The 26541-nt window shown below is 47.2% G+C and carries 24 protein-coding genes; 12 read left to right on the top strand and 12 right to left on the bottom strand.

The window, feature by feature from the left end; translation table 11 throughout:
* Positions 1-80 precede the first annotated feature (80 nt).
* Positions 81-551, bottom strand: a complete 471-nt coding sequence (locus tag QUA20_RS11100; protein ID WP_172189979.1) for a hypothetical protein — start codon at positions 549-551, stop codon at positions 81-83.
* A 166-nt stretch (positions 552-717) separates the two neighbouring features.
* Here QUA20_RS11100 and QUA20_RS11095 point away from each other — a divergent pair, with 166 nt between their 5' ends.
* Together QUA20_RS11095 and ppk1 are read left to right on the top strand one after the other, a co-directional pair.
* A complete protein-coding gene (locus QUA20_RS11095) occupies positions 718-936 on the top strand; it encodes a helix-turn-helix domain-containing protein (RefSeq protein WP_006632503.1) in 219 nt (72 codons plus the stop codon).
* Between the two features lie 125 nt (positions 937-1061).
* Positions 1062-3245 carry a polyphosphate kinase 1 gene (gene ppk1, locus QUA20_RS11090; RefSeq protein WP_333188741.1) on the top strand — a complete coding sequence of 728 codons (2184 nt, stop codon included), beginning with the start codon at positions 1062-1064 and terminating at the stop codon, positions 3243-3245.
* Between the two features lie 216 nt (positions 3246-3461).
* Here the strand turns inward: ppk1 and QUA20_RS11085 are convergent, their stop codons facing one another.
* Together QUA20_RS11085 and QUA20_RS11080 are read right to left on the bottom strand one after the other, a co-directional pair.
* Entirely contained in the window at positions 3462-3632 is a 171-nt protein-coding gene (locus tag QUA20_RS11085; protein WP_015176488.1) for a hypothetical protein, read from the bottom strand.
* A 202-nt stretch (positions 3633-3834) separates the two neighbouring features.
* Positions 3835-4335, bottom strand: a complete 501-nt coding sequence (locus tag QUA20_RS11080) for a hypothetical protein (protein WP_333188739.1) — start codon at positions 4333-4335, stop codon at positions 3835-3837.
* 79 nt (positions 4336-4414) lie between these two features.
* Between QUA20_RS11080 and QUA20_RS11075 the strand changes: the two genes are divergently transcribed.
* From QUA20_RS11075 to QUA20_RS11065, 3 genes are all read left to right on the top strand, one after another.
* Positions 4415-4966: a DUF2854 domain-containing protein gene (locus QUA20_RS11075; protein ID WP_333188738.1), complete on the top strand. Its 552-nt coding sequence runs from the start codon at positions 4415-4417 to the stop codon at positions 4964-4966.
* A 211-nt stretch (positions 4967-5177) separates the two neighbouring features.
* Positions 5178-6248 (top strand): FAD-dependent monooxygenase, encoded by a 1071-nt coding sequence (locus tag QUA20_RS11070; RefSeq protein ID WP_333188736.1) that lies wholly within the window; start codon positions 5178-5180, stop codon positions 6246-6248.
* A gap of 23 nt (positions 6249-6271) precedes the next feature.
* Positions 6272-6736 carry a DUF3598 family protein gene (locus tag QUA20_RS11065; RefSeq protein WP_333188734.1) on the top strand — a complete coding sequence of 155 codons (465 nt, stop codon included), beginning with the start codon at positions 6272-6274 and terminating at the stop codon, positions 6734-6736.
* 84 nt (positions 6737-6820) lie between these two features.
* On the opposite strand, the gene QUA20_RS11060 is transcribed toward QUA20_RS11065, so the two are convergent.
* Both QUA20_RS11060 and exaC read right to left on the bottom strand, forming a co-directional pair.
* Positions 6821-7168, bottom strand: coding sequence for a DUF779 domain-containing protein (locus QUA20_RS11060; RefSeq protein WP_333188733.1), 348 nt, complete (start codon positions 7166-7168; stop codon positions 6821-6823).
* A gap of 159 nt (positions 7169-7327) precedes the next feature.
* Positions 7328-8848: an acetaldehyde dehydrogenase ExaC gene (exaC, locus tag QUA20_RS11055; protein ID WP_333188731.1), complete on the bottom strand. Its 1521-nt coding sequence runs from the start codon at positions 8846-8848 to the stop codon at positions 7328-7330.
* A 299-nt stretch (positions 8849-9147) separates the two neighbouring features.
* Between exaC and QUA20_RS11050 the strand changes: the two genes are divergently transcribed.
* A complete protein-coding gene (locus tag QUA20_RS11050; protein ID WP_333188729.1) occupies positions 9148-9888 on the top strand; it encodes an A/G-specific adenine glycosylase in 741 nt (246 codons plus the stop codon).
* Positions 9889-9988: 100 nt separating this feature from the next.
* Here the strand turns inward: QUA20_RS11050 and QUA20_RS11045 are convergent, their stop codons facing one another.
* A complete protein-coding gene (locus QUA20_RS11045; RefSeq protein ID WP_333188727.1) occupies positions 9989-11236 on the bottom strand; it encodes an ATP-binding protein in 1248 nt (415 codons plus the stop codon).
* A gap of 463 nt (positions 11237-11699) precedes the next feature.
* On the opposite strand from QUA20_RS11045, the gene QUA20_RS11040 reads away from it, so the two are divergent.
* The 4 genes from QUA20_RS11040 (at position 11700) to QUA20_RS11025 (ending at position 17478) form a co-directional block, all read left to right on the top strand.
* Positions 11700-14393 (top strand): endonuclease MutS2, encoded by a 2694-nt coding sequence (locus QUA20_RS11040; protein ID WP_333188778.1) that lies wholly within the window; start codon positions 11700-11702, stop codon positions 14391-14393.
* Between the two features lie 251 nt (positions 14394-14644).
* Positions 14645-15250 (top strand): DUF3038 domain-containing protein, encoded by a 606-nt coding sequence (locus tag QUA20_RS11035; RefSeq protein ID WP_172192148.1) that lies wholly within the window; start codon positions 14645-14647, stop codon positions 15248-15250.
* Between the two features lie 87 nt (positions 15251-15337).
* On the top strand, positions 15338-16921 hold the full coding sequence (locus QUA20_RS11030) for a DUF4335 domain-containing protein (RefSeq protein WP_333188725.1): 1584 nt from the start codon (positions 15338-15340) through the stop codon (positions 16919-16921).
* A gap of 47 nt (positions 16922-16968) precedes the next feature.
* Complete coding sequence (locus QUA20_RS11025) at positions 16969-17478, top strand: tetratricopeptide repeat protein (protein ID WP_333188723.1); 510 nt, start codon at positions 16969-16971, stop codon at positions 17476-17478.
* Positions 17479-17667: 189 nt separating this feature from the next.
* On the opposite strand, the gene QUA20_RS11020 is transcribed toward QUA20_RS11025, so the two are convergent.
* The 3 genes from QUA20_RS11020 to QUA20_RS11010 form a co-directional block, all read right to left on the bottom strand.
* Positions 17668-18051 (bottom strand): VanZ family protein, encoded by a 384-nt coding sequence (locus tag QUA20_RS11020; protein ID WP_333188721.1) that lies wholly within the window; start codon positions 18049-18051, stop codon positions 17668-17670.
* A 122-nt stretch (positions 18052-18173) separates the two neighbouring features.
* Positions 18174-19520 carry a DUF3370 domain-containing protein gene (locus QUA20_RS11015; protein ID WP_333188719.1) on the bottom strand — a complete coding sequence of 449 codons (1347 nt, stop codon included), beginning with the start codon at positions 19518-19520 and terminating at the stop codon, positions 18174-18176.
* Between the two features lie 162 nt (positions 19521-19682).
* Positions 19683-20606 carry a nucleoside hydrolase gene (locus QUA20_RS11010; protein ID WP_333188718.1) on the bottom strand — a complete coding sequence of 308 codons (924 nt, stop codon included), beginning with the start codon at positions 20604-20606 and terminating at the stop codon, positions 19683-19685.
* A 78-nt stretch (positions 20607-20684) separates the two neighbouring features.
* Here QUA20_RS11010 and QUA20_RS11005 point away from each other — a divergent pair, with 78 nt between their 5' ends.
* Both QUA20_RS11005 and QUA20_RS11000 read left to right on the top strand, forming a co-directional pair.
* Complete coding sequence (locus QUA20_RS11005; RefSeq protein ID WP_333188715.1) at positions 20685-22628, top strand: S9 family peptidase; 1944 nt, start codon at positions 20685-20687, stop codon at positions 22626-22628.
* 236 nt (positions 22629-22864) lie between these two features.
* Complete coding sequence (locus tag QUA20_RS11000; protein ID WP_333188714.1) at positions 22865-23083, top strand: hypothetical protein; 219 nt, start codon at positions 22865-22867, stop codon at positions 23081-23083.
* 215 nt (positions 23084-23298) lie between these two features.
* Here QUA20_RS11000 and QUA20_RS10995 read toward each other — a convergent pair whose 3' ends face one another.
* From QUA20_RS10995 to QUA20_RS10985, 3 genes are all read right to left on the bottom strand, one after another.
* Entirely contained in the window at positions 23299-24087 is a 789-nt protein-coding gene (locus QUA20_RS10995; protein WP_333188712.1) for a universal stress protein, read from the bottom strand.
* Positions 24088-24133: 46 nt separating this feature from the next.
* Positions 24134-24973, bottom strand: coding sequence for a nitrate ABC transporter ATP-binding protein (locus QUA20_RS10990; RefSeq protein ID WP_333188710.1), 840 nt, complete (start codon positions 24971-24973; stop codon positions 24134-24136).
* A gap of 105 nt (positions 24974-25078) precedes the next feature.
* Positions 25079-26509: an ABC transporter substrate-binding protein gene (locus tag QUA20_RS10985; RefSeq protein WP_333188708.1), complete on the bottom strand. Its 1431-nt coding sequence runs from the start codon at positions 26507-26509 to the stop codon at positions 25079-25081.
* Positions 26510-26541 lie beyond the last annotated feature (32 nt).

The raw sequence follows: 26541 nt of genomic DNA, 5'->3' as shown, positions 1-26541 counted from the left end.
TTCTACGCCGTAGGATGCGCCGAAAAACACCTTACATTTGCTGGCTACCAACAATTGCGGGTTGAGCCGCCCCGCGTGCTTTAAAAATTTTCCATCAATGTTTTTTCTTGAGCGTAAACATCTCGTAGCTGTTGCAGCGCTGAGGCAGAAATTACTGATTTCACTGTAGCGACTAATTTACCCCACTCAAGCAAACTGTCAACTGAAACAGCCGTTTTGAAGTTGTACGTATAGAATTTAGTCCAAAATTCTGGTGCTTGTGTCCGTTTCCAGCGTTTGTACCACGCGACAAAATCTTGAGCACAGGGCGGTTTTACTTCTAAGATTGGCGGAAAATCGGCGTAGCTGACAAATCGACTGAGGCCTTTGGCATGAACGTACACCACGTTGTGGCAGCATTCGATCCGGTATATCTGTTCGGGTGATATGTTGAACAGGAGCGCCACTGTTTCTTCGGTGACAAATCTCGATCGCGGATTGACGATCGACGATTTGTGAATAATTTTTGATGCGCCGATCGCTGACGCTCTTAACTGATTTTCTGATATCATTGTAGTTGCATCTGGTGGTGGTAGCTAAATCTATCTCTGCTAAGTGCGATCGACAGAAATTATCTGTCGGGATTAATTTTAACTGGCGATCGTCTTTAGTTTGCAGACCGGGGGCGATCGCTTTTTGATATATTATACTAAATCCAAAATTTTGTAAATAGTGAATATGAGCAAAGGCTTAGTCAGATTGCGGGTTCGAGAGTTGGCTGCCGAGAAGGGATGGACGCTCAAGGAGGTTGCGGAGCGATCGGGCGTGGGCTACAGTACCATTAGCAATTATGCCCGTTCTCAGGGTATGGCAATGGTTGATTTTGCAGCAGTCCACAAGCTGGCTCGCACCTTTGATGTGATGATTGAGGATTTCGTGGTAATCCTAGAAAAATAGTTGAACGTTTTACCTAAATTCAATGTTTTAGCGATCGACCAAAAGCAGATGCGAATAAATCCTTTAACCTACAATACTATTTCTAGAGATGCCATCACCGAGCCTCCGAAAGACTCCCCCAAACCATGCCCAAGCCAAAAAAGACCCCCGCCAAAACCTACACTGAAATCAACCTCAGCGATCCTCAATATTACTTCAACCGAGAACAAAGCTGGCTAGAATTCAACAACCGCGTGCTCCACGAAGCCCTCGACCCCCGCACGCCCCTCCTAGAAAGGCTCAAATTTCTCGCTATTTTTAGCTCCAACCTAGACGAATATTTTATGGTGCGCGTAGGCGCCCTCAAACAGCAAGTACACGCAAAAGTCAGCAAATTGACCTCCGACGGCAGCACGCCTCAACAACAGCTAGATGCCCTTAACAAGCGGCTTTTGCCGATGGTTTCTCAGCAACACGCCTATTTTGAGCAAACCCTGCGGCCGAAACTAGCAGCAAGCGAAATCTACATTCTCGACTACATTGACCTCAATCAAGAACAGCGCAATTACTTGCACCGCTACTTCAAAGAACAAGTATTTCCCGTACTCACTCCCCTAGCAGTTGACCCCAGCCACCCATTCCCCTACCTTTCCAATCTCAGCCTCAATTTAGCAGTAGTAGTCAGAGACCCCGACACGCGCGAAGAATTGTTTGCCCGCGTCAAAGTACCGCAGGTTTTGCCGAGGTTTTTGCCGCTGCCGGGGGATTTGCAGTGGCAGCAGAGGGGCAAATCTCCAGTTTGGACTGGCGTGCCCCTAGAACAGGTGATTGCCCACAATTTAGAAGCTTTGTTTCCGGGGATGGACGTGGAGGAATATCACCCGTTCCGCATTACTCGCAATTCCGATTTGACGGTGGAGGAAGATGAGGCGGAAGATTTGCTGCTGGCAATAGAACAGGAACTCCGCAAGCGCAGGTTTGGAGGTTCTGCGGTGCGGATGGAAATTCAAGCGACTATGCCGCCTGCGCTGCGAGATATGCTGATTGAGGAGCTGGATCTCGGCGAGCAAGATGTTTACGTCGTAGAGGGGCTGCTAGGCCTCAAGGATTTGATGTCTTTTGTGGGGCTGCCAGTGCCGGAACTGAAAGACCCGCCTTGGACTCCGGTTGTGCCGCCGCGCTTGCGGAACTTGGAATCGGCAAGGATTTTAGAGAAATCGATGTTGGATGCTGAGGATGGTCAGGATATTTTCACCGCCATCCGCCAGGGGGATTTGATGCTGCACCATCCCTATCACTCGTTTGCGGCGACGGTACAGCGGTTTATTACTGAGGCGGCGCACGATCGCTCCGTGTTAGCGATTAAGATGACTTTATACCGCACTTCTGGAGATTCGCCGATCGTCAGCGCCTTAATTCAAGCAGCGGAAAACGGCAAGCAGGTAGCCGTTTTAGTAGAGCTCAAAGCTAGGTTTGACGAAGAAAATAATATTAATTGGGCTCGCAAGTTAGAACAAGCTGGAGTCCACGTAGTTTACGGTTTGGTGGGACTCAAAACCCACACCAAAATTGTGATGGTAGTGCGTCGCGAGGATGGGTACATCCGCCGCTACGTCCACATCGGCACCGGCAATTACAATCCCAAAACAGCCGGACTGTATACCGATGTGGGTTTGTTGAGTTGTCGCGAGGATTTGGGATCTGATTTGACGGATTTGTTTAATTATTTGACTGGTTATTCGCGGCAGGTATCTTATCGCAAATTATTGGTGGCACCGGTCAATATGCGCGATCGATTTTTAGCTTTAATTCGGCGCGAGGTCGAATTCTGCCGCTTGCAGGCCGAAGGCGGCAACGGTAGCTGCGGCCGCATTGTCGCTAAAATGAACGCTTTAGTTGACCCTCAAATCATTGTTGCTTTGTACGAAGCTTCGCAAGCGGGAGTTAAAATTGATTTGATTATTCGGGGGATTTGCTGTTTGCGTCCCGGCGTTGAAGGTGTTAGCGAAAATATCCGAGTTATCAGTATTATCGGCCGCTTCTTAGAGCATTCTCGGATGTTTTATTTTTTCAACGGTGGCGACGAAGAGGTGTATATTGGTTCTGCTGACTGGATGCAGCGCAATCTCACAAGAAGGGTTGAGGCGATTGTTCAAGTGGAAGACCCGACAATTGCCAAGGAATTGCAAGAAATTTTGGGGGTAATGCTGGCTGACAACCGCCAAGCTTGGGATTTGCAGCCGGGAGGACACTACTCTCAGCGGCGGCCGCCTGCTAATTGCCCGGAAGTGAGCTCTCAGCAAATTTTGATGGATATGGTGATGAATTAGTCAGTTGTTATTAGTCAGCAGTCATTAGTCATCAGTCAAATTTGCAGTGAGCAGTTGTCGGTTCTTGTTAGCTATTAAGCTGTACTGCATTTAATTTTAACTTTTTGGGCTGGCTCTCCGGCCCACCACACAAGATTTTTAGTAACATAACTATCCAAATTAAATGCGGGACAACTAATGACCACTGACAACTACTGACTACTGACTAATCACTACTTAACTGTTAAAAGTCCGCTTGAATTCTTCTAAGAGATCGTCAATTTCTTCGATCGCCTGACTCACATCTATTCTCAGGGCTCCCAAGTCCGATCGATCTAACAGTCGCACGAGGGATTCCCGCTTGCTCTCGATCTCTGCTACGCGCTCTTTGATTGTTTGTGCATCCATGGTTTTTTGCCTTTGCTACTATTAACAAAAATATTTGACATTCCCCTCTGCGAACAGACGGAGATTCTTAATTCACCGACCTACCTTTTTGGGCAAATCCTTCACTTTTTTTATATGGGAAGTGATGAACCTGCTCTGGGTTTTTGAGTCTGTGTTATAGTTTGATTGTACATCAAAACCTCACCCAAACTTCAACCAAATTTTAGCGCAAAAAAGGCGGACGTTTGGTATCTGCGGGTTTATTTTTCATCATTCCAGCTAAAAATCGTTTCAGGGCCTTCTCCCGGTTTTTCATAAAAGCAGCCCAAAATCCCGGTTGATATTCATCCATTGTCTTGGCTAGGGCCCAGACATCGATCGCTAAGATATTATAAAGCCTTTCATCTTCGCGTTTGAGCGAGTTAATCTGCTCTAGAACCGACTTGTTTGCTCCAGCAGTTTGTTTGTCTTCGTCTTTAATCATGTCCGAAAAATGGTTGAAAGGGCAAGAGTGTCGATCGCGATCGCCACTCTGTATACTTTGATGATACTGCCGATCTCGATTGCCTTCTAAAACCAACGCCGCGCAATTAACACGGATATTTACCGATGGCGCGCCCGGGCGAGTCCGGCTGGATAAGCTTCTGAAGCTAGAGACAAGACTGTGGATGCACACCGTTCCCGCGCTCATAGATGCTAGCAGTTTTTGCAGGTCTTTTGGCAAAAAAACTAAATTTATTCAAGACTTTTTGACAGATAATAATTAAAGTATATTGTTGATTCCAGCTAACTACCTCACTAATATGTTACGTAAAATTTCTTTAGCAAACCTAGCCTTAGTTGTGGGCGGTATTATAGCAGCAGTCGGGTTCACAGCCTACTTCACAGACCAACCTACCCTGAACCTAGCCGGTTTTTTTTATGGAATTCCGCTGTTGCTGGGAGGTTTGGCGCTGAAAGCCGCCGAACTCGAACCGGTGGAATTCACCGAACCGACTTCTCCCGAAGTTCTTCTCCTGCGAGAAAGTCAGGCCACAGATACTCAAAACCAAGTCCGCAAAGATATCACCCGATTTCGCTACGGCCAACCCGCGCACTTAGATGATGCTTTGGAGCGTCTGGGCTTGGCCCCAACAGACGAGGAACGGCCTCTCCTGCAAGGGTTGCGGGAAGTTGATGTTGATGGTGCTTATGGGTTAATTTTAGAGTTTTATTCGCCGTTAATGCCGATCGACCTCTGGGAAGAAAAGCAAGACAAAATAGCTACTTTTTTTGGGCCTGGTTTGCGCGCACAAGTAAGTAAAAAGGCGGAGGACAAAATTGAATTGGCTCTAATTAAAAATACTCAAGCTTAAAGTAGTTTTAAGTTTGGAGTTCGTGAATTTTGAAGTCGCCAATTAATAATTAATCCCGCATCACGTCAGATACTGATTTTAGCGGCAGCTTGAAACCTGTCGCTACCAGCAAAAGCTCAATCCGCAATTGGGCGATCGCGCAAATTAGATTTTCTTTAATTACAATAGTGGTTGAGGACCGATCGGCAATTTTAAATCTGGAGAAGCACAAATGGTTTCGTCCCAAAGCAGGATAGGTATTATCGGCGCAGGAACATCAGGAGCTTATCTGGCAATTCTGCTGATTCAACAAGGGTTTCAAGTGGACTTGTTTGAAAAAGCCCCTTATCCGCGCACCGATGGCTGCGGTATCCTGATCGTACAAGCAGGTATGGAAGCGCTCGATCGCGGAAACCATGAAGTCACCCAAAAAATTATCAACTCAGGCGATCCGGTTAAATTATTCGAGTTTCGCAACCTGCGTGGCGGTGTCATCAATTCTGAACCCGTTACCTATGAAGAAAATGAACTCCCAGGAATGCTGGTACACCGCAAAGCTATTCTAGAAGCACTCCTCGACGAGTTACCCCCTGAGTGTATTCATTTTAATGCGGAAGTAGCATCGATCGCCCAAACCGAGCACAGTGCGATCGCCCACTTTAAAGATGGCAGTAAATGGGAAGGCGATCTTTTAATTGGTGCCGATGGAATCGTCTCCAAAGTTCGTCAGTATATAGTTCCAGGTGTTGAACTATTCTATTTAGGCGATATCGTCTGGCGAGGAATTGTCGAAGATAATAGCTTCTGTCCCGAAGGAAACTTTTTTGTTTACGTGCGCGGTAGGGGAATTTATGCCAACTTCTTTCACATTGGCGGAGGTCGCACCCATTGGGGTTTCTTTATTGAAAAAGAGCGCACAGAGTCCGAAGTAGGAAAACTACAACCTAATAATATTACCATTCCTCCCCAAGAACTAGCAAAACTCCCAGATGATCCGCGAAAAGTGATTGAGTCAACCCCTTTAGAAAACATTGTCTGTCGTTTTTCCTATGACATTGACCCCTTACCAAAAATCTATGATGGTCGTGTTATCTTAATTGGAGATGCGGCCCACGCGAAAAGTTCCACACGCGCTAGAGGTATGACTTCCGGTTGGGAAGATGGTCTGTCTTTAGCACAACATCTCAGAGATAGTGCTAATATTGCTGAAGCGCTGGAAAATTTTCAAGCCGAAAGATTACCTATCGTGCACGAATATCAACGCACTAGCCGCGAAATGAGTTTGAAAATAGGTCGCCGTTAGAAATAGAGAATAGAGCAATCCCCATGTCGGCAAATATACCTTCCTCTCCTGATTTAGACAAAGTTCCTGAAATTTTTACCCGTCATCTTGGTACGTGGAAAGGCGAGTATATTAAGACTGATACTCGCGGACATTTTACTCGCAGCTTTTTTGGTAGTTTTAGCATCTCGATTGAGGGAAGTCACTACCGACAAGTTAATAATTATGAATACTCAGACGGTTCTCGCCTCCAGCTAAATTTTCAAGGGGAATTTGAAAATCGGATTCTGAAATTGTTTTCTAGCAGTTATTCTGATTTTTCGGCAATTGCGTGGGATGCGGGCCAGGAGGTTATTTGCTTTCGGGCAACTAAAACTCAGGATGACGCACTGATTACTTTTGTGGAAACAATGACTTTACTCGCCGAAAATCACCGAGTTCGCAGCACTCAAGCCTTTAAAAATGGTATTTTTGATGGCATCTCATTTATTGAGGAAATGCGTGTATAACTAAGCCCGCATAAAAAAATACCCAGATTCCCGGCTTTTTTAAAAAGTCGGGAATCTAACATATCTCGCGTTTTCAAGAACTAATTAATCAGCCTTAGCAAACAAGCGAGAACGAGTAATAAAACGCTCTCCATCCGGCCCTTCCAGGGAAAAATCGCTGCCTCCGGGTCCCGATCCCACATCTATAATTAACTGCGTGTGCTGCCAATTTTTGTATTGCTGCGCTGCAATATAAAACGGACAACCGCCTATTTCGCCGAGTAATACGTCACCATCACCGATTATCAATTCCCCGTTGGGAAAGCACATGGGGGAACTACCGTCGCAGCAGCCGCCGGATTGGTGAAACATCAATTCTCCGTGTTGAGTTTTGAGATGGCTAATTAATTTTAAAGCAGCTTCTGTTGCGGTGACTTTTGCGATCGTTCCCATAGCAGTCTCTTTGTGTAGCAATTTTATTTCGTTTTTGAATGAGCTTTTTTTAAAATGAACCGCAGAGGGCGCAGAGAAGGAGAGGAAAGAGAGAAAGAAGGAGTTCACGAATTATTGAAGTTTGTCCTTCTTCCTTTTTCCTTCCCAATGACTAAAACCTTAGAAAAAGCCTAAAGCTTTGGGGCTGTAACTTACCAACAAATTCTTGGTTTGCTGGTAGTGATCCAACATCATTTTGTGATTTTCGCGACCGATTCCCGATGATTTGTAGCCGCCGAATGCTGCGTGGGCCGGATAGAGGTGATAGCAGTTTGTCCACACGCGGCCGGCTTGAACGGCGCGGCCCATGCGGTAGGCGGTGTTGATGTCGCGAGTCCAAACTCCGGCACCTAAACCGTAGAGAGTATCGTTGGCAATTTCTAATGCTTCCGCTTCGTCTTTGAAGGTAGTGACTGCTAATACTGGGCCGAAGATTTCTTCTTGGAAAATTCGCATTTTGTTGTTTCCTTTGAAGACTGTCGGCTGGAAATAATAGCCGTCTTGCAAGTCCCCGGATAAGATATTTCTTTCGCCACCAATGAGACATTCTGCGCCTTCGGCGTGACCGATTTTGACGTATTCGGCGATTTTTTCCATCTGGTTGATGGAGACTTGCGCGCCGAGGGCGGTTGTCGGATCTAAGGGGTTGTCTTGTTTGATTTGGCGGATGCGATCGATCGCCCTTTCCATGAATCGATCGTAGATTGACTCCTGAATTAAGGCGCGGGAGGGACAGGTGCACACTTCGCCTTGATTGAACGCAAACATGACTAATCCTTCGACTGCTTTGTCGAGAAATTCGTCGTCTTGGGCGCAGACATCTTCAAAGAAAATGTTGGGGGATTTGCCGCCTAGTTCTAGGGTGACGGGGATGACATTTTGGGAGGCGTATTGCATGATTAGCCTGCCGGTGGTTGTTTCGCCGGTGAAGGCGACTTTGGCAATCCGGGGACTGGTGGCGAGGGTTTTGCCGATTTCGGCGCCGGGCCCGTTAATGACGTTGATTACGCCGTCTGGTACTAAGTCGGCGATGATTTCCATCAATACCAAGATTGACGCGGGGGTGGGGCCTGCTGGTTTGAGGACGACGCAGTTGCCGGCGGCGAGGGCTGGGGCGAGTTTCCAGGCTGCCATTAATATCGGGAAGTTCCACGGGATGATTTGTCCGATGACGCCTAGGGGTTCGTGGAAGTGGTAGGCGACGGTGGTTCCGTCGAGTTCGCCGATCGAGCCTTCTTGAGCTCGGATGCAGCTTGCGAAGTAGCGGAAATGGTCGATCGCCAGCGGTATGTCTGCGAGGCGGGTTTCGCGAATTGGTTTACCGTTTTCCCAGGTTTCGGCGATGGCGAGGCGATCGAGGTTTTCTTCGATGCGATCGGCAATTTTGTGTAAAACCCGCGCCCTATCGGCTGGGGAAGTCTTGCCCCACTTGTCTTTCGCAGCGTGGGCGGCATCCAGTGCCAATTCTACATCTTCGGCGCTCGATCGGGGGATTTGACAAATTGATTTTCCTGTAATTGGAGAAAGGTTTTCCGAGTATTTCCCTTTCACCGGCGGCACCCACTTGCCGCCGATAAAGTTGTCGTAGCGAGTTTGAAAAATCGACTGACTGCCGGATTGAACAGGTGCTGCTACTACCATTTTATTACCTGATTTAAATTGGTTTTCGCGGACGCTTGAAATCTCTTGAATATCAACTATCGTTTATTCTCTGGCAATTTTGTTCTTTAATATACAAAATTTTACATTTTTCAAATATTTGAAATCAACGTTGTTTCTACGTTTCGGGGTCGGACGGGTGGTTAATAAGATTTTTTTTATTAACCGCAGAGTACGCAGAGTAAGAGAATAACGAGAGCATAAAAATAGCTTTTTACTAATTATTTAAATATGCTAATATATAGATATAAACTTGGCAACTTCTCAAAAGTACCAATCAAATGCCTGCCTTAAATACCGTTGTTTTTTCTTCCGATATTGAACCGGGGTCAAAGCATTTAGACGCTGCTAAAATCCGCTGGTTTCAACGCCGGCTGAAGGCTTGGGGAAAGCGCAATTGTCGCGATTTTCCTTGGCGGCGTACCTGCGACCCCTACGCGATTTTAGTGGCTGAGTTCCTGCTGCAAAAAACTACTGCCGCTACAGTGGCTCCGATTTATCAAGAATTTGTCGATCGATATCCGACTCTCTCCGATCTAGCGGCCGCGCCTGCGGAGGAAGTTGCTAGCTTGTTGCAGCCTTTGGGTCTTTTTTTTCGGGCGCAAAAGCTGCGGGAATCGGTGCTGGTTATCCTAGAAAATTATCAGGGAAATGTTCCCCGCACGGAAGCTCAGTTGCTGGAACTTCCCGGAGTTGGCAAGTACATTGCGAGATCGGTTTGCGCTAATGCTTTCGGACAGCCAAAAGCGGTGCTCGATACGAATGTTGCTCGGATTTTGCAGCGTTTTTTTGGGATTGACGGCGGTAAAATAAAATCGCGATCGCCCGAACTTTGGGAAGCTGCAGAACGAGTCGCTCCCAAACAGCAAGTCGGGCCGTGGAATCTAGGAATGCTGGACTTTGGGGCGGCAGTTTGCACTGCAAGAAACCCCCGCTGCGGCGAGTGTCCGCTGCAACAGCAGTGCGAGTACAACAAAATGAGCAGCGAAATCAATTCTCTGCTCGTTGCCGAACTCAGTTGACAAATTTTGTGCAGTCATTTTAGGGGCGGGTTCACAACAATTTCTGACTCAAACCAACAATCTCAAAAACCCGCCCCCACCCAACGGTAAATACTATTAATTAACTGTGACGCAGCGGAAGTTCTATCCGAAATCTAGTACCTTTACCAGGTTCCGAAAAACACTTCAACTCTCCTTTGTGCTTCTCTACAATTATCCGATAGCTGACAGCAAGTCCCGATTCGACGGTTTGTTCCGCAGGTTGTGCCACCAAAAAGGTATCAGAAATTTGCGCTGTGATATCTTTGCTGATTGCCATGTCGTTATCCGCAATCTCAATACAAATCCGCTGAGCATCGACCACCTCAGTGCTAATCAAAATCACAGGTTTAAATTTGATTGATTCCAACTCTTCCAAGTCTTGAGCCGACTCTTCTAAAGCATCGATCGCGTGATTGATAATATTCAGAAAAGCTTGATTGAGCAGACCTGCATAACACTCAATCTGTGGCAAATTGCCGAATTGTTTCATCACCTTGATGTCTCGCCTTCCCTCGCGAGCCGGCAAGCGGTGCTGCAACAACAACAGAGTATTTTCTAAACCGTCGGAAACATCGAATAACTGCCAGCCCGATCGATCGCTGCGGGAAAAATCCTGTAGCGACAAGATTATTTGGCGGATGCGATCGCTCCCGGTACGCATGGAACTCACAATTTTTAATAAATCGTCTAGAACGAAGTCCACATCCATATCTTGCTGTTTTTGCAGAATTTCCGCTCCGGGAGTAACTAGCTCTTTTTGATACAATCGCAGCAGTTCAATTAAATCGGTAGCGTAGCTTTGAACGTGAGTGAGATTGCTGTAAATAAAAGTAATGGGGTTGTTAATTTCGTGGGCGATACCAGATACCAATTCGCCTAAAGTAGACATTTTTTCACTTTGCAGCATTGGATCGCGCGACAGTTGCAATTCTTGCTGCGCGAGTTCCAACTGCGCCCTCAACTCGCGCGATCGCTTAGACGCGCGCACCCGCCCCAAAAATTCCTGCTTAACTATCGGTTTAAACAGAAAATCGTCAAAGGGCGCGTCCAATTCTGGGAGTTCTTCAAAGCGATCGGCTGTTGTCAGCAGAATAAAATAGGCTGTAGCCAATTGACGATCGGCTTTCACCAGCCGGCACACCTCCAAAAAGTTGATTTGAGGCGAAGTCCCGTCGCAAATTATCACATCCGGCAAAAATTCCCTCGCCAAGTCTAAACCCTCATTACCGTCGGGAGCGACTCTCACCTCATGTTCCTCCCTCCCCAGCAACTCTTGCACGACTTCAACAGTCACAGCATCCGCGACGATCGCCAGAATCTTTGGCATACTTCTACCAGCTCCATAAATTACTTTTTAGGATACAACCGCCAGAATTGCGGTGACATATTTAAAATTCCAAAAGAGTTCAATTCCACCAAAAAACAGCCCATCCCTACTCCCTCAAAACCAAAAATAGCCCATACCATTTTAGATTTTATATTTTAGAGTAAAAAATTGGGAATGACTTACTGTATAATAGTTGGGAGCTTGCCTAAAGTTGCATATTTTTTGGGGACTGCTATCACGAGAAGCTATAATTTTAGACGGGTAATGCAAAAATGCAAATTTTCTCCTTCGTAATTAATGTTACATCAGAGCTTTCGGCCGAAAGACTGCTGAGGGCTATCGCAGATACTTTCTCAAATTGCGCCAGGAAACAATAAAAAACTTTAAAATCAATTAATAGTACCGTCAAATTCACCTTCTAGGTCAGCGCCTGGGAATGCCAATTACCAACACCACCTCAACTTTGATTCAAGCCGAAACACTAGAACTATTAGAATGGCCGCGCCTGTGTCAGCACTTGGCTACCTTCGCGGCCACCAAACTCGGCGTCGCCGCCGCCCTCGACCTCGAAATCCCGGCAACGATAGCTCAAACAGCAGAACTCCTAGCCCAAACTCAGGAAACTTATCAGTTAGAGAGCCGCGCTGGCGGTGCTTTGAGTTTTGAAGGAATCCAAGACATCGGCACTTCCCTGCAGCGAGCCGAACTCCAAGGTTTGCTCAGCGGCGAAGAATTGCTGGCAATTGCTACTACCCTCGCCGGAGCAAGGCAATTGCGCCGGATAATTGACTCTCAGGCCGATGTGCCGACGCTCAAAGAACTGGCAGCCCAATTGCGGACTTATCCCGAACTAGAGCAAGAAATCCACCGCTGTATAGACGATCGCGCTCAAGTAGCAGACAGAGCAACTCCTAAATTAGCAGGAATTAGAGTTCAAATGCGGCAGTTGCGCGATCGCATTTATCAAATATTGCAGGGCATTTTGCAGCGCCAATCCAACGCCGTACAAGAACAGCTAATTACCCAAAGAAGCGGACGCTTTGTCATTCCCGTCAAAGCTCCCCAAAAAGATGCCATACCGGGCATCGTTCACGACTCCTCGGCCAGCGGCGCGACACTGTACGTTGAACCCCACAGCACAGTCAATCTTAACAACCAAATGCGGCAGTTGCTCAGGCAAGAACAAGCCGAAGAAGAAGCAGTCCGCCGCGCCCTCACGAAGCAAGTCGCAGCAGTAAAACCCGATTTAGACAGATTGGTGGTTGTAGTTACAACTTTAGATTTAGCGGCAGCTAAAGCGCGTTACAGTTATTGGCTGCAAGCAAATCCGCCGAAATTTATCGAATTGGGAGAGCCAGAATTAGCACCAAAAAATCCCGAGAAAGAAGATGAGGAAAAAGAAGATGAGGAAAACTCAGAAAACAGTCAATTATTAATTCGCAACCTGCGATCGCAAATTACCCTGCGCCAGTTGCGCCATCCTTTATTAGTTTGGCAGCAACAGCACGAGCAAGGCTTTCCAGTCGTGCCGGTCGATTTAACGATCGGGCCGCACATCCGCGTCGTCGCCATCACAGGCCCCAACACCGGCGGCAAAACTGTCACCCTCAAAACCTTGGGATTGGCAGCTTTAATGGCGAAAGCAGGAATGTTTGTTGCCGCCCGCGAACCCGTAGAATTGCCTTGGTTCGACAATATTTTGGCTGATATTGGTGACGAACAATCTTTGCAGCAAAGTTTGTCTACTTTCTCCGGCCACATCCGCCGCATCAGCCGCATTTTAGAAGTTTTACAAAATAAATCGCAGGCTGAAGGGGAAGAAAATTCAAACCTTCCAATTACCAATTCCCAACAGCAAGACGAAGAAGTCACAGATACACAGAACACTGTTTCTGCTCTCCCAATCCTCAAACCTAAATTACAAATTCCCCAACCCCAAATCCCAATTACCCATTCCCAATTCCCAATTCCCAAATCTTTAGTTTTGTTAGACGAAGTAGGAGCGGGGACAGACCCCTCAGAAGGCAGTGCATTGGCGATCGCCCTGTTGCAATACCTCGCCCAACATTCCCTATTAACAGTTGCAACTACCCACTTTGGCGAACTCAAAGCCCTCAAATATCAAGACTCCCGCTTTGAAAATGCCTCAGTAGAATTTGACGACAATTCCATGCAGCCAACCTATCGCTTGCTGTGGGGAATTCCCGGACGTTCCAACGCCCTCACCATTGCCAAAAGACTCGGTTTGCTAGCATCCATAGTCGATGAAGCTCAAACCTATGTGGGGGGAGCCTCTCAAGATGTTAATCAAGTGATTGCTGGACTCGAAGCACAGCGCCGGAAACAGGAAACCAAGGCCAGAGAAGCAACTCAACTGCTACACCAAACCGAAAAACTGCACAGAGAAGTTTCTCAAAAAGCAGCCGCTTTGCAAGAGCGGGAGCGAGAACTAAAAATAGCTCAGGAAGTGGCAGTAAATGAGGCGATAGGATCGGCAAAATCAGAAATTGCTCAAATCATTCGTCGCTTGCAGTCGGGCAACCAGACGGCTCAAAATGCCCAACAAGCGACAGATACTTTAAATCAAATTTCTGAAAAACACCTGCCCTCTCGGCAACAACCGGCTAAACCCAAACCGAGTTTTATGCCGAAAGTGGGCGATCGCATCCGCATTCCCAGCTTGGGCCAAACCGCCGAAGTCCTCAGCGGCCCCGATGCTAACGAAGAGTTGAGCGTTCGATTTGGGATTATGAAAATGACTGTCAAACTGGGAGAAATTGAATCCCTCGACGGTCAAAAACCGGAAACTAAAGCTCAATTAGCCAAGGCGGCCGCCCAAGCACAAGCACTCGCTACGGCTAAAGCCAAGCAAGCAGCGTCGGAACCGGCAAAACCCAATCCCGAAATTGCCATTCGCACTGCTAATAATACGATCGACCTACGGGGTGCGAGAGTTTCAGATGCAGAAATCGAAATAGACAGAGCTCTTTCCAAGGCCGTGGAATACGGAGTGCTGTGGATAATTCACGGCAAAGGTACCGGACAGTTGCGGCGCGGGGTTCACGAGTTCCTCGCTTCTCACCCGCAGGTTTCCCGCTTTGAGCTCGCCAGTCAAAAAGAAGGAGGTGCAGGTGTGACGATCGCTTATTTACATTGATTTGTGGCATCCTGTGGCGTAGCATGGTTAGGGGTGAAAATCTATGGGTTTTGCTGATTGCGATCGATCTAACTTGAAACGGCAACTTTTAACCCGCAACTCCGTCCAGCAGTTAGGATGGCCGGAATCAAAGCAACGAGCTATGGAGAAAAATTAACAGATGTGCTGTTGCCGACAGGCCGCAAAGCTTTCATCACTGCATACTGTTTGATATCCTGCCTCAACCTGTCTTAATTTCCCGTGCTGAAGCCATGCGCTCGACCGTAAAGTCCTCCGCTCCCACAAACGAAACGGGCCCATCTCCCAACTGGGAAGAATTGACCCAAAAAGCACCAGAACCTACCCAGTTGGACAACATTAAAGCCCAACTGGATTTAGTGCTGTTAGCCCTAGAAGCACTGGCAGAAATTGGCTCAGAGGCGATGCTCAAGGTAGCAGCCGAACTGAATTTAGAGCCAATGGTAGCCGATCGGGTAGCTCTGTGGCGACTGCGCCAATCTAACCCGCTGCGGAAAGGCCAGGGAGGGCGAAAAAAACTCGATGTGGAGGAAGCTCGATCGCTCGTTTTGATAAGCTGTCATTTGGCAAAACAGCACCAAGCTTTAATCCGCCGCGCTGTTGCTTTGCTCGAACAAATGGCAGAGCAAAACCGCGAACCTCACACCATCGCTTTGCTGGGAGATTATATTGACAGGTTCAGCAACACTTATGGCTCGCGCATGGAAGATGCAGAAAATTTATCGGCCCGAGAGTTGACTGATTTGGCTCTCAAACTCCTGATCGATTTGCTGTTTTACAGCAGTCCCGGCGGTCACCGCCGCCTCTGGCTGGCTCTTCTAGACCGTGCTAAGAATTAAACAACGGTCAGCAGTCAACGGTCAACAGTCAACAGTCAACAGTCAACGGTCAACAGTCAACGGTCAACAGTCAACAGACTTTCTGCTATGGTTCTCAAACGGTACACGCCCCCCACTTGCACGCTGGAAATTACAGCCAAAAGTTCGCCTCTATCTCGCTGGGCGGGCCAACCGGTGTTTAAATCTTTAAGTTTCGAGCTGCGGCTCGACGACCCCAGGCTGCCAGATACCCAACACGTTACCCTCAGGGGCGATCGAATTCAACTCGAAACCCTCCACGAAGCTGTCAGCAACTACGTCCAAAACTTGCTGGGCGAATCCCGCGATTGGGAAAGCAACCTTAACTCTCAAACAGACCGTATCCCTGCAGACCCAGACTCGCCAGAAGTCGCGCATAATGCCGTTATATTCGATCGAGCCGTCAACACTTCCGAACTAGCAACTTCCAACCCCTACTCTCTCCCAACTTCCTACCTTCCGGTTCCCCCCCGCTTAGAACCCCGCGGCTTGCTCGCCCACAACTTATTTTTAGGATCTTTGAGCGCCGCAGAATCCGGGCCGGTAGTTCCCTTGAGCACCCTGCAACTGTTTGACTTGGCCACAGCACTAGATGACAGCGCCGCCGAAGTGATGGCGCTTCCCAACCTCAACCGCGAGTCCCGACGGCCGCTGTCCTCACCCTGGCTCAAAGTGGCAGCAATGATGGTCGCCAGCGCGGGTTTGACGACAGGAATTATCAAAATGCTCGATCGGGCCGCCACCTCCCCGCAAACAGCCACAGCCCCCGCCGCCGCCCCCGATCCAAGAAACCCCCAGCTAGCTGCCGGCGTCTCCCCCAGTCCAGTTCCCGCCCTACCGACACCCCCAGCACCAAAACCCGCAGCCACAAACGCTTTACCGCCCCTGCCGCCCCCGCCCGTCAACACCGCTGCCTCCCCCAGCCCCAGCTTGCCTCCCATCGCCCTCGCCCCAACTCCCCCCACCAACAGACCCAGCCCCATCCAGCAGCCACCCCTGCTATTTCCCCCCAACGGCAGCGCACCCAGCGCCCCACAGAGCGCCCCAGCTTTCCCTCAAGGGCAAACAATCACTATTCCCGCCCCCGAAGAACCGCCCCAGGGCGGCCCCCAAGCACCAGCACCAGTACCCTACCTGCTGCCCCCCCTGCCACCGAGACTAGCTCCCGCCGTACCGCCCCCCCTGCCGCCCTCCCTGTCTGCTTCCCGAATTCCCGTTCCCCCGCCGCAAACCTTCCCCCGTCCCATCGAGCCGATTGTCCCCCCCGCCAGTACCGAACTCCCACCTCTTGAGGACGCTCAACCAACCGCCGAGTCCGAGGATAACAACCAGGTGGCGGCGAGCAAAAAAAACCACACTTTATTTGATACAATTCCTCAGGTTTCAGAAGCTAGAACTTACTTTGAGGAACGCTGGAAGCCTCCAGAAGGAATGGAACAAACTTTGGAATACAGCGTGCTGATCGATGAAAATGGGTCTGTTCAAAGTATTGTGCCGATGGGAAAAGCAGCAGCAGATTATATCGAGCAAATTAATATGCCATTAGTCGGCGAGCCCTTTGTTTCTGCCGTTTCCAATGGAAAAATCCCTAAAATTCGAGTGGTTTTGAGGCCAAACGGTCGAGTACAAACCTTTTTGGAAGAGAGTAATTAAACGCTATCAAACACATTGTCCAGATGGGAAATCTAGGTTAATTGCCAATGTTATACAAGTTCAAAAAAAATCAATTTTTAACGGCGGCAGCAGCAGCCAGCCTGTTGACCGTTGCTCCAGTTTGTGCTGCCAATATCTCTTTACCCGTGCCGGCAGAGTCACCAGTCAACAACAGTTTAGTTCAAAATACGGGAGCAAACGAATATTTCCAACAAGGGTTAAATTTTGCCGCCCAACAAAACAGAGCAAGTGCAGAAGCAGCATTTCGCAGAGTAATTCAAATAGACCCCAATTTTGCCGAAGCTTACGCTAACTTGGGCAGCATTCTAGCCAATCAAAACAAATTAACAGAAGCGCTTCCCAATTTTGAAACTGCAATTCGACTCAAACCTAACGTCCCAGAATTTTATTATATGCTCGGGCAAGTCTTGTACGCACAAAATAAAAGGGCAGAGGCAGTAGAGTCGGTAAAAAAAGCTAGGGATTTATTTAGAAACCAAGGCAAAACTCAAGAAGCAAATACACTCGACCTAGTTATCAAGGACATCAGCAAGTAACCCCATTTTAGATTTTAGTATCGTAGGGTGCGCACCGCACCCTAATTTGTAGCCTTTTCACAAAAGAATGCAACTCTAGGGAATCTCCCAACCTTTATGGAACCTGTCATCCCCAGTTCTTCAATTCTTTAATCTATCATCTAAAATGGTATCACGGCTTCTCATAAAAATCGGGTTGTGCAGTTGCTTTCAATTCTCTTTTTTTCTATCCCACACTTCTCCAATCCAATAAAAAACTGCAATCCCGCAAAAACTATATAAAAAATCTTCAATACTAGCAGTACGATTTGGTAAAATCGCTTGCAGCATTTCTTCCGCAGCAGTGAACACAGTAAAAATTGCGGGTCCAAAAGGAATTGAATAATTAAACAAATTAATATTTTTTTTTCCAGTCGCTCTATGGCACAAAAAAGATGCTATTCCGTACAAAACAAAGTGGCCGAGTTTGTCATAAGGCGGATGAGCGAGAGGAAAGTTGACTAATTTCCCCGTATCTGCTAAAAGCATGATACTGAGAAGAATTAAAAAGTACAAAAAACCAGCAACAATCCAGAATTTTTTTGATAAGTTCATCTTGTTTTTGGCGATACCGACTAGACACAAACCAAGTCCGCGCTACGCGAAAATAATATTAAATCTGGTTAATTACGTATTGTATTTGTAGGCGTCTGCCTACCCGTAGCTGCGAGTTAAATTTAATTTGTTTTCACTGTCAAAACTTGCGGTGGCGACGCATCGGGCGGATAAATAAAATCCACTTCTACAAGTCGCTTTTCTCCCGATTTCATCTCTAACTTTACCAAAGGTTCCCCCTGCTGTCCCCGCCGCTGCACTAAATGCACGTAGCGAGTTTGAGGCACTTTACTGTCATCAGTATACCGCACTCTGACCGTCCCCCTAAAAAAAGTTTGAGGTGCCGGAGGTTCTAAAAAACTGAGTCCTCCTGAAGTTAATTTGTCTGTCTTAATTGGAGTTTGAATCGCGACAGTTACAGTTTGATTTTTGCTGGTAAAATTGTACAGCGGCAAGCTGAGACTGTATTGAATTCCGTAATTGCCGTGGGCGCGGTATGCTGTATCTGGGTAGCGGACTAGCATCCTCGCACTTTGCACTTGATTTGTACCCAGCATTCCGCGCGGGAGGCTGCTTAATGGGTAAGAAAATGCTGTTCCGGGTTGGGGAATTGCTAGGTTTGATGTGGCGGGGTTGTCTGAGAGAAGTGCTCGCCATTCTGAACCTAATGCTACACCGGCAACTCGACCGTAAATTACTTGACCTTCGGTGATTTCTGGCGGTGTGGGAGTTCGATCGCGCGGCCCGGCTATATTACCATTGTCTAATAAGTTTTGCCATTCTGCTAAGTTGGGCGATCGCTCGTTCCCCTGTTCGTCAACTCGGGCAAACATCGCCAGACTGGCAACATAGACTATACCATCGCTGCGCAACCGCATCAAGGTCGATCGACCTTGATGCGGCGGTACCAATCCCCGCACCGGTATCGGATGATTCATCAACAATTGGCTTCTTCCCGGTGGAATAATTAACCCAGGCCCAAAGTCAGACTGTCTCCTTCCTCTGAGAATATCATTCACAGCGCGACTTCCCGGCCCCGCGTAAATATTGCTGTTTGAATTATCGACTTGCGGCGGCAATTCAATAAAAGGTGCATCGGGTTGACTGAGATAACTCGCAGCTTGCAATATATCTAATTTTACTGGTTTATTGCCCGGATTGTAAACAATTACTCCTTGATACAATGTTCGCAAATCTTCCGGGGAAGGTGCGCGGGCTATGTGGTGGGCAAATATGTCGAAACGTCCTTGAAACGCAAAGTTTAAATGTGCCGCCGGGAATCTTTTACCATCCGGGGGAAATGTCGAAAGCAAAATTCCTTTTTGCAGCACTACTTCAGGACTGTTGCTGTTAAATACTGGTATGTTGTCTAACTGTCCGGGGAGAGGTCGCACTTCTTGGATTTGGACGATTTCTTGAGGTGCGAGAGGGGTTTGGGCTAAGGGGATAATTGATAGAATTGGCAGCATTTTTTGATGTTTTGCATTTGGTAGATGAGATTTTTTTTGTTAACCGCAGAGGGCGCAGAGGGGGCAGAGAAAGAGAGGGAAGAGAAGAGGAGGTAAATTTTCGCGTCACGCCGGGTTTGGTACGAAGATTTTGCGTACCAGTCCTAGCAGACATTGTGATTTTTACCGCGCCCACTGTTGTAATATGTAATTGTAAAACTTTGCGGTATCTACTTGATCCATTGCGTGAATTTTTCGCCCTTCATTTTTAATTTTTTTGCGTCCTTGGCTGATGCCTTCAGTCACAATTTCAGTTTCCCATTCTCGCAGTTGGTAAAATTCTGGATGCGCTAAATAAGCAGTTGCCAAAATGTCCCAAAAATAGTAATCTTGAGATATTGCTAGGGCATAACACTGTCCTGCTAAGTCGGAAATGGGATACTGGCGCTGTTTTGCTAAGAGATTGGAAAATTCTACAGTTAGCGGTACATTATTTGTGATGTCTAAAGGACACATGACAACGGGAATTTGGGTTTGCCAAATTCTCTCGATTGCTATGGGGTCCCAGTAAGCATTCCATTCTGCCGACATATCTTGTCCGGGTTCCATATCTTTGCTAACATTGCCGATAACATTGAGTGCGCCTCCCATCCAGACAATTTCTTGAATTTTGCTTTCAATTTCTGGCGCAATATCTAAAGCTTGCGCTACTGTTGTTAACGGCCCCGTTACCATTAATGTGACTGGTGCGGCTGCATCTTGCAAAACTCGCACCATAAAGTTTTGTCCGGGTTCTGATATTAACGGCGTGTCAATGGTTCCTTTTTCATTTAGAATGGGAAGTCGATCGACTGCAAAGGAATCTCGCCTAAATAACACCGGAAATGGATTGAGTCCCCGCACCGTACTCGCCGCTACCGGAACCTCTGAACGCCCCATCAAATCGAGGATTTTGCGCGTTGCACTCACCGCCGGTTGAATGTAGCAGTCCGCAGGAGTTACAATTACTCCCAGAGTTTCGACTTCCTCCATTGTCATCAGCAACACGACAGAGAGATAGTCGTCAACTGCACCGTCCTGATCCATGAGTACGAGTTTTTTGGACATTTTGTTTCCCGGTGACTGAATTAGTGTAAAGTACAAATATAAATTTATTTGTTCGAGAAACACAACTGCCTCAACTATATGAATACAGTATCACCTTACGGCTCTTGGAAATCACCTATTTCTTCCGATTTAATTGTTTCTGGAACTGTCGGACTCGGACAAATTGCTATTGACGGCGATGATATTTATTGGGTTGAGGGAAGGCCTTCGGAAGCGGGAAGAAGCGTCCTCGTGCGGCGCACTCCCGACGGTACAATCAACGACGTGACACCGCATCCTTTTAATGTTCGCACTCGCGTTAACGAATACGGCGGCGCTTCCTTCGCAGTTGCTGGCGGCGTTGTCTATTTTTCTCATTTTGCCGACCAACGTATTTATTCTCAAGCATTAGATTCTCGACCCGAACCTCTGACACCTGCTGCTAATTCTCGCTATGCAGATGCGATAGTTGACAAGCAACGAAATCGCCTGATTTGCGTGCGCGAAGACCATGCAGGTGAGGGGGAACCTGTCAATACTATTGTTAGCATTAATTTAGATAACGGCGCAGATATTCAAATCTTAACTCAGGGCAATGACTTTTATGCTTCCCCTCGTTTAAGTCCAGACGGTTCTCTACTTTCCTGGATTTGTTGGAACCATCCAAATATGCCGTGGGATGGCACAGAATTGTGGGTAGCAGAAATTAATTCTGATGGTTATTTAGGTGAAAAATACTTAGTTGCTGGCGGGGTTGATGAGTCGATTTTTCAACCGGAATGGTCGCCCGATGGAGTTTTGTATTTTGTTTCTGACAAGTCGAACTGGTGGAATTTCTATAGAACCGTCAATCCCCGCTTGCCGAGGGAACAGAAAGAGGTCGAACCTCTGTGCGAAATGGCGGCTGAATTCGGACTTCCCCAGTGGGTTTTTGGAATGTCTACTTATGCCGTTGTCTCGGAAAGCAAAATTATTTGCACCTACACTCAGGAAGGCAAGTGGTATTTAGCTAGTCTCGATTTAACGACTAAGCATTTGACAAATATTGAGACGCCTTACACGGATATTTCGTCGGTCAAAGCGCAGGGACAAATAGTTGTTTTTCTGGCAGGTTCGCCGACTGAATCTACTGCTATTGTACAACTGAATTTAGCAACAAGTCAACTAGAAATATTGCGCAAATCGAGCAACTTAAGCATCGATGCGGGTTATTTATCTGTACCGGAACCTATCGAGTTTCCTACGGAAAACAATTTGACTGCTTTCGGTTTCTTCTATCCCCCGAAAAATCAAGATTTCGCAGCACCTGCGGGTGAAAAGCCGCCGCTTGTCGTCAAAAGTCACGGAGGCCCAACTGCTGCTACTTCTAGCAGCATGAATTTGAAAATTCAATATTGGACGAGTCGCGGTTTTGCCGTACTCGATGTTAATTACGGCGGCAGCACTGGTTACGGCCGAGAATACAGAAAAAGACTGCAAGATAGTTGGGGAATTGTCGATGTTGACGACTGCGCTAACGGTGCTAAATATTTAGCTCAAAAGGGTTTAGTTGATGGCGAAAGAATGGCGATCGCCGGAGGCAGTGCAGGGGGGTACACTACTCTGTGCGCTCTTACTTTCCGCGATGTGTTTAAGGCCGGTGCGAGCTATTATGGAGTGAGCGATTTGGAAGCTTTGGCAGGGGATACTCACAAATTTGAAGCGCGCTATTTGGATGGATTAATCGGGCCTTATCCAGAAAGAAAAGATTTGTATGTAGCTCGTTCGCCCATTCATTCCGCCGAACGTTTATCTTGTCCCGTTATCTTCTTTCAAGGATTAGAAGATAAAGTGGTTCCGCCCAATCAAGCGGAAATGATGGTAGAGATATTGAAAGCTAAAGGTTTGCCGGTTGCTTATGTTGCTTATGAAGGGGAACATCACGGTTTTCGCCGCGCTGAAAATATCAAAAGAACTCTTGACGGCGAATTCTATTTCTATTCCCGGGTGTTTAAGTTTGAGCTAGCTGAACCTGTGGAGGAAGTGCAGATTTACAATCTTTAGAAAAAATTAAGGTTGCAGTTGCTCTGTTTGTGCTGAGACGCAACTGCAATCTATAGCATAATTTGCAAATATTGAATGTGATATCGTTCACTAATTTGGTTGTTTATTCTCACACTTTTTTGCTGTTTATTGTCACAGGTTTGAAGACAATACACTGACAAAATCTTAGAGTGCGATCGCCTTTTGTTACCGCAAAAATGCCCGAGCACGATCGCCGAGTGAGAAAGTCAATTACTATGCAAACTCCTGTCCACCTGATTCCATGTGCTTTGGCCGAGCTGTTTGCCGAAGTGAATCATAATGGCTACATTACTCTAGCCGATAGGTACGGTTTGATGGCGGCTATTTTTGACGAAAATTTGACTGAGGAAGACAAACGCTCGATCGATCGGCTCCTGCGCTCTGTGTGCCGGGGAAGGATAAAATTAGTTAACGAATTGTCTACGATCAGGTAAGTGCCGAGAATTTTTATTGACGGTAATATTAAAAATATTAACAATCAACAAACTCCTAATTGTCTCGTAATTAGGACTTCGACGCAGCAAACTATTTTTAATTTTTCATCGACTTAGGACTAAGGCAAAAAAAGGTTTGGTACGCGAATTATAGCGGTAGGCTGCGCAGTGCGCACCTTACCGCTATAAAAGTTTTGCGTAAGCGCTCAACAAGTTTAATGTGCAGACATAGCTGTAGCAAACTGCAACTTGCTCAAACTTTCTTCAGGCTGAACATCCATCTGATAGCTGAGTGCCGAAGGAATTCCGAGCACGCTGCACGGAAAATTATTGCCTAGTTCCCTAACCAGCGAGTGGTTGCCCGAATCGCAGCCCAAGAACAGTAAATTTGCAGATTCTAATTCAACCACATTTCTCAGTTCTGTAGCAACCCGCCCGATGCGCAAATGAGCTTTGAATAAACCGCGCCATTCCTCAGCCAAACAGCGGGCTTCCCACAGCAACCTATCTGCTACCTCGTACTCATTATTTTGGCCAAAAACGGCTTGGAAATAATGCGGATCGAGCCAAGTGTTTCCAGGGAATACTGATGGGATTTCCGTTGGAGATAAAGCGATCGCAGGCGCTGCACAATTAAGGGCGAATGTTTCCTCTAAATCCGACACTTTCGGGTTGGCAGCTAAGGCATTTCCCACAGCAAAATTGCCAGTATCTTCGCTGTAGCTGTTGGCCGCTTCGTCGATCACGTAGACGACTTGAACCGTGACTTCTTGAGTTGTTACTAAACGAGTTTGATGCGCAATCCAAAGGGTAATGTCCAGAGCAATTTGACTTTTAGGAGAACTGTTGTAACCGACAATAAAATTGATTGTTTTTGCCGAATTTATAGATTGTGATTTTTTAGGAATGGCTATTTGTGGCTCAGGCAGCAACACCATTTCTTCTGCTAAATTTTGGTATCTCAATGCACTTTCAAAACGCGCTAAAATTGTTTTGAGATTCACAGGCTTGACCTCTTTTAAGTGAATTGTTTTATCTGTCCGTCGGGCGTTATTCGTCTTGGGTAAAGTAGCGATCGAGAAAATTCAAAGCATAGTTGCGGAGTTCGTAATACTCCTGGGATTCCCGCAACTCTTGGCGATCGCGCGGGCGCGCAAACGGCACTGACAAAATTTCACCTATCGTCGCAGCCGGGCCGTTTGTCATCAGCACAATGCGATCGGACATATAGATAGCTTCATCCACATCATGAGTAATCATCATTGCAGCTTGTCTGTGATTTTCCCAGATATCCAGCACCTGTTTCTGCAACTTGCCGCGAGTTAGAGCATCCAGCGCTCCAAACGGTTCGTCCATTAATAACATTTTCGGTCTAATCGCCAAAGCTCGCGCAATCCCAACCCGCTGTTTCATGCCTCCTGAAATTTCGTCTGGATATTTATCGGCTGCTGCTGTTAAGTTTACCATTGCTAAATGTTCGTTGACAAGACTAATCTTCTCGGGACGGTTGAGACTTTGCAAAACTTCATCAACTGCCAGGCGAATATTTTCCCGCACCGTCAGCCAAGGCAGCAATCCGTAGTGCTGAAATACCATCATGCGATCGGCTCCCGGTTTGCGAATTTCTTTTCCTTCCAGTGTCACCATTCCGTCGCTCTGTTTTTCCAAACCGGCCACTATTTTTAGCAGCGTTGATTTGCCGCAACCAGAGTGACCGATTACCGAAATATATTCGTTTTCTCCAATACTTAAATTGATATTTTCCAAAACGCTAAATTCGCTACCGTCAGCATTTTTATACGACTTGAACAAGTTGTTAATTTCCAGAAATTCCGGCTGCTTCTTGACTTGGCTGCTAGCTTCCATAGAAGTAGAAAAGTATTGAGTCACGGTATTCTCCTAAAAAGTAGTAAAGTGTTAATGTGATTTCCGAACGGTTGCGCAAGCGGTAAGGCGCGCCCCCTCGCAGAGGTTCTGCGTTCAGGAATGTAGAAATTAAGACTGAAAAAAAGACTGAGGGCGGTTGGCTCGAATTTCAAAACTATTCAAATAACCCACCGGATCGCTAGGATCGAATGCCTTTTTATCAATGAAAAGTTCTGCAGGTTCCACTTGGTAATCCTCCTTCGGACAATCGATCCCCATTTCGGCAACAATCTTGCGGTAAAGGTCGGTTCTCCAAGCTTTTTTAGCTGATTCCTCAGCATTTTTTGGCACTTCTTTAATCTGTCCCCAGCGAGCGGCTTGAGTCATCAACCACAGACTCTGAGACTGCCACATAAATGTTGAATGATTTCCCGGTATTTGAGGCAAATTCTTAGGGATGTCATAGAAAATAGTTGCATCTTCCGATTGTAGGGTGCGGTCTTTTCCGTCAAACCCTCCATAGTTGTAGTCGCCAACTATTGCGGGTCGCGTAAATTTGTCGATCGCCCCTTTTTTCGGTTTCGCCCCCGTAAACGATCGCTCAGTCAGCAGCGCCGATATTTCATTGCGATTTTCCGGGTTGCTGCAATACTGACAAGCTTCCACCATTGCCTTAACCAGCGAGTAATAAGTCTTCGGATTTTCATCAATGAATGATTCCATTACTCCCAAAAGGCGATCTGGATGTCCCAGCCAAACTTCCTTGCCTTGCACGAAGGTAAAACCCACTCCCAAATTGCCTTGAATTGCCCGCGTATTCCAAGGTTCCGCCACCATGTAAGCCTGCATCGCGCCAATCCTGATATTAGTTACCATCTGCGGCGGCGGCACAATAATTACCCGAAATTCTTTGAACGGATCGACACCGGCAGCCGCCGATATGTAGCGGACAAAGTATTCGTAAATCGCAGAACTCAGAACCACTGCCCAAACCCTGTTTTCCGGTGACTGACTGTCAAAAAAGGCTCGAAATTGTTTGCCAAATTCTTCCAAATTGCCGTTGTATTCGTGCCACGGGCGCAAACCGAAATCCCACATAGCTTTGTTCATCGTCATGGCGTTGCCGTGGCGGTGAATTGTCATTGCTGCGCACAGGGGTGCGTGGCGCGCTCCTTCGGCGCCAATTCGAGCGTTTGTGACGGCGCCGGATACGACTGGCGAGGCGTCGAGGCGGCCGAAGATTACGCCGTCGCGGGAGGTTGCCCAGCTTGCTTCGCGGTTGAGTTGGACGTTTAAACCGTATTTGCGGAAAAAGCCTTTTTTCCAGGCGATCGCAAATGGTGCACAATCGTTAACCGGCACGTATCCTACTGTTAAATTGGGTTTTTCTAAGGTTCGGGAATCGACAACCGGCTTTACGGCTTCGGCTTCTTCAGTGAGTCCTTTTGCCGATCGATCCGCGCTAATTGCACAACCAGATAAAGCCATTCCCGCCGCCGCCGCTCCCATTCCTTGCAAAAACTCTCGGCGCTTCCATTCATTGGAAAACTTGTCACTCATACAATTTTAGATTTTAGATTTTAGATTTTAGA

The sequence above is a fragment of the Microcoleus sp. Pol7_A1 genome (assembly GCF_036701085.1).
GTDB classification, from domain to species: Bacteria; Cyanobacteriota; Cyanobacteriia; order Cyanobacteriales; family Microcoleaceae; genus Microcoleus; species Microcoleus asticus.
Note: the sequence above shows the minus strand (reverse complement) of the source record. Positions and strands in the feature narration are given on the sequence as shown.

Bases quoted from the DNA above. Each gene is read 5' to 3' on its own strand.
- QUA20_RS11005 (WP_333188715.1), top strand. From the start codon at position 20,685: ATGAATACAGTATCACCTTACGGCTCTTGGAAATCACCTATTTCTTCC.
- QUA20_RS11075 (WP_333188738.1), top strand. From the start codon at position 4,415: ATGTTACGTAAAATTTCTTTAGCAAACCTAGCCTTAGTTGTGGGCGGT.
- QUA20_RS11100 (WP_172189979.1), bottom strand. From the start codon at position 551: ATGATATCAGAAAATCAGTTAAGAGCGTCAGCGATCGGCGCATCAAAA.
- QUA20_RS11030 (WP_333188725.1), top strand. From the start codon at position 15,338: ATGGTTCTCAAACGGTACACGCCCCCCACTTGCACGCTGGAAATTACA.
- QUA20_RS11045 (WP_333188727.1), bottom strand. From the start codon at position 11,236: ATGCCAAAGATTCTGGCGATCGTCGCGGATGCTGTGACTGTTGAAGTC.
- QUA20_RS11015 (WP_333188719.1), bottom strand. From the start codon at position 19,520: ATGCTGCCAATTCTATCAATTATCCCCTTAGCCCAAACCCCTCTCGCA.
- QUA20_RS11025 (WP_333188723.1), top strand. From the start codon at position 16,969: ATGTTATACAAGTTCAAAAAAAATCAATTTTTAACGGCGGCAGCAGCA.
- QUA20_RS11020 (WP_333188721.1), bottom strand. From the start codon at position 18,051: ATGAACTTATCAAAAAAATTCTGGATTGTTGCTGGTTTTTTGTACTTT.
- QUA20_RS11065 (WP_333188734.1), top strand. From the start codon at position 6,272: ATGTCGGCAAATATACCTTCCTCTCCTGATTTAGACAAAGTTCCTGAA.
- QUA20_RS11095 (WP_006632503.1), top strand. From the start codon at position 718: ATGAGCAAAGGCTTAGTCAGATTGCGGGTTCGAGAGTTGGCTGCCGAG.
- QUA20_RS11000 (WP_333188714.1), top strand. From the start codon at position 22,865: ATGCAAACTCCTGTCCACCTGATTCCATGTGCTTTGGCCGAGCTGTTT.
- QUA20_RS11060 (WP_333188733.1), bottom strand. From the start codon at position 7,168: ATGGGAACGATCGCAAAAGTCACCGCAACAGAAGCTGCTTTAAAATTA.
- QUA20_RS10985 (WP_333188708.1), bottom strand. From the start codon at position 26,509: ATGAGTGACAAGTTTTCCAATGAATGGAAGCGCCGAGAGTTTTTGCAA.
- QUA20_RS11050 (WP_333188729.1), top strand. From the start codon at position 9,148: ATGCCTGCCTTAAATACCGTTGTTTTTTCTTCCGATATTGAACCGGGG.
- QUA20_RS11070 (WP_333188736.1), top strand. From the start codon at position 5,178: ATGGTTTCGTCCCAAAGCAGGATAGGTATTATCGGCGCAGGAACATCA.
- exaC (WP_333188731.1), bottom strand. From the start codon at position 8,848: ATGGTAGTAGCAGCACCTGTTCAATCCGGCAGTCAGTCGATTTTTCAA.
- QUA20_RS11035 (WP_172192148.1), top strand. From the start codon at position 14,645: ATGCGCTCGACCGTAAAGTCCTCCGCTCCCACAAACGAAACGGGCCCA.
- QUA20_RS11010 (WP_333188718.1), bottom strand. From the start codon at position 20,606: ATGTCCAAAAAACTCGTACTCATGGATCAGGACGGTGCAGTTGACGAC.
- ppk1 (WP_333188741.1), top strand. From the start codon at position 1,062: ATGCCCAAGCCAAAAAAGACCCCCGCCAAAACCTACACTGAAATCAAC.
- QUA20_RS11085 (WP_015176488.1), bottom strand. From the start codon at position 3,632: ATGGATGCACAAACAATCAAAGAGCGCGTAGCAGAGATCGAGAGCAAG.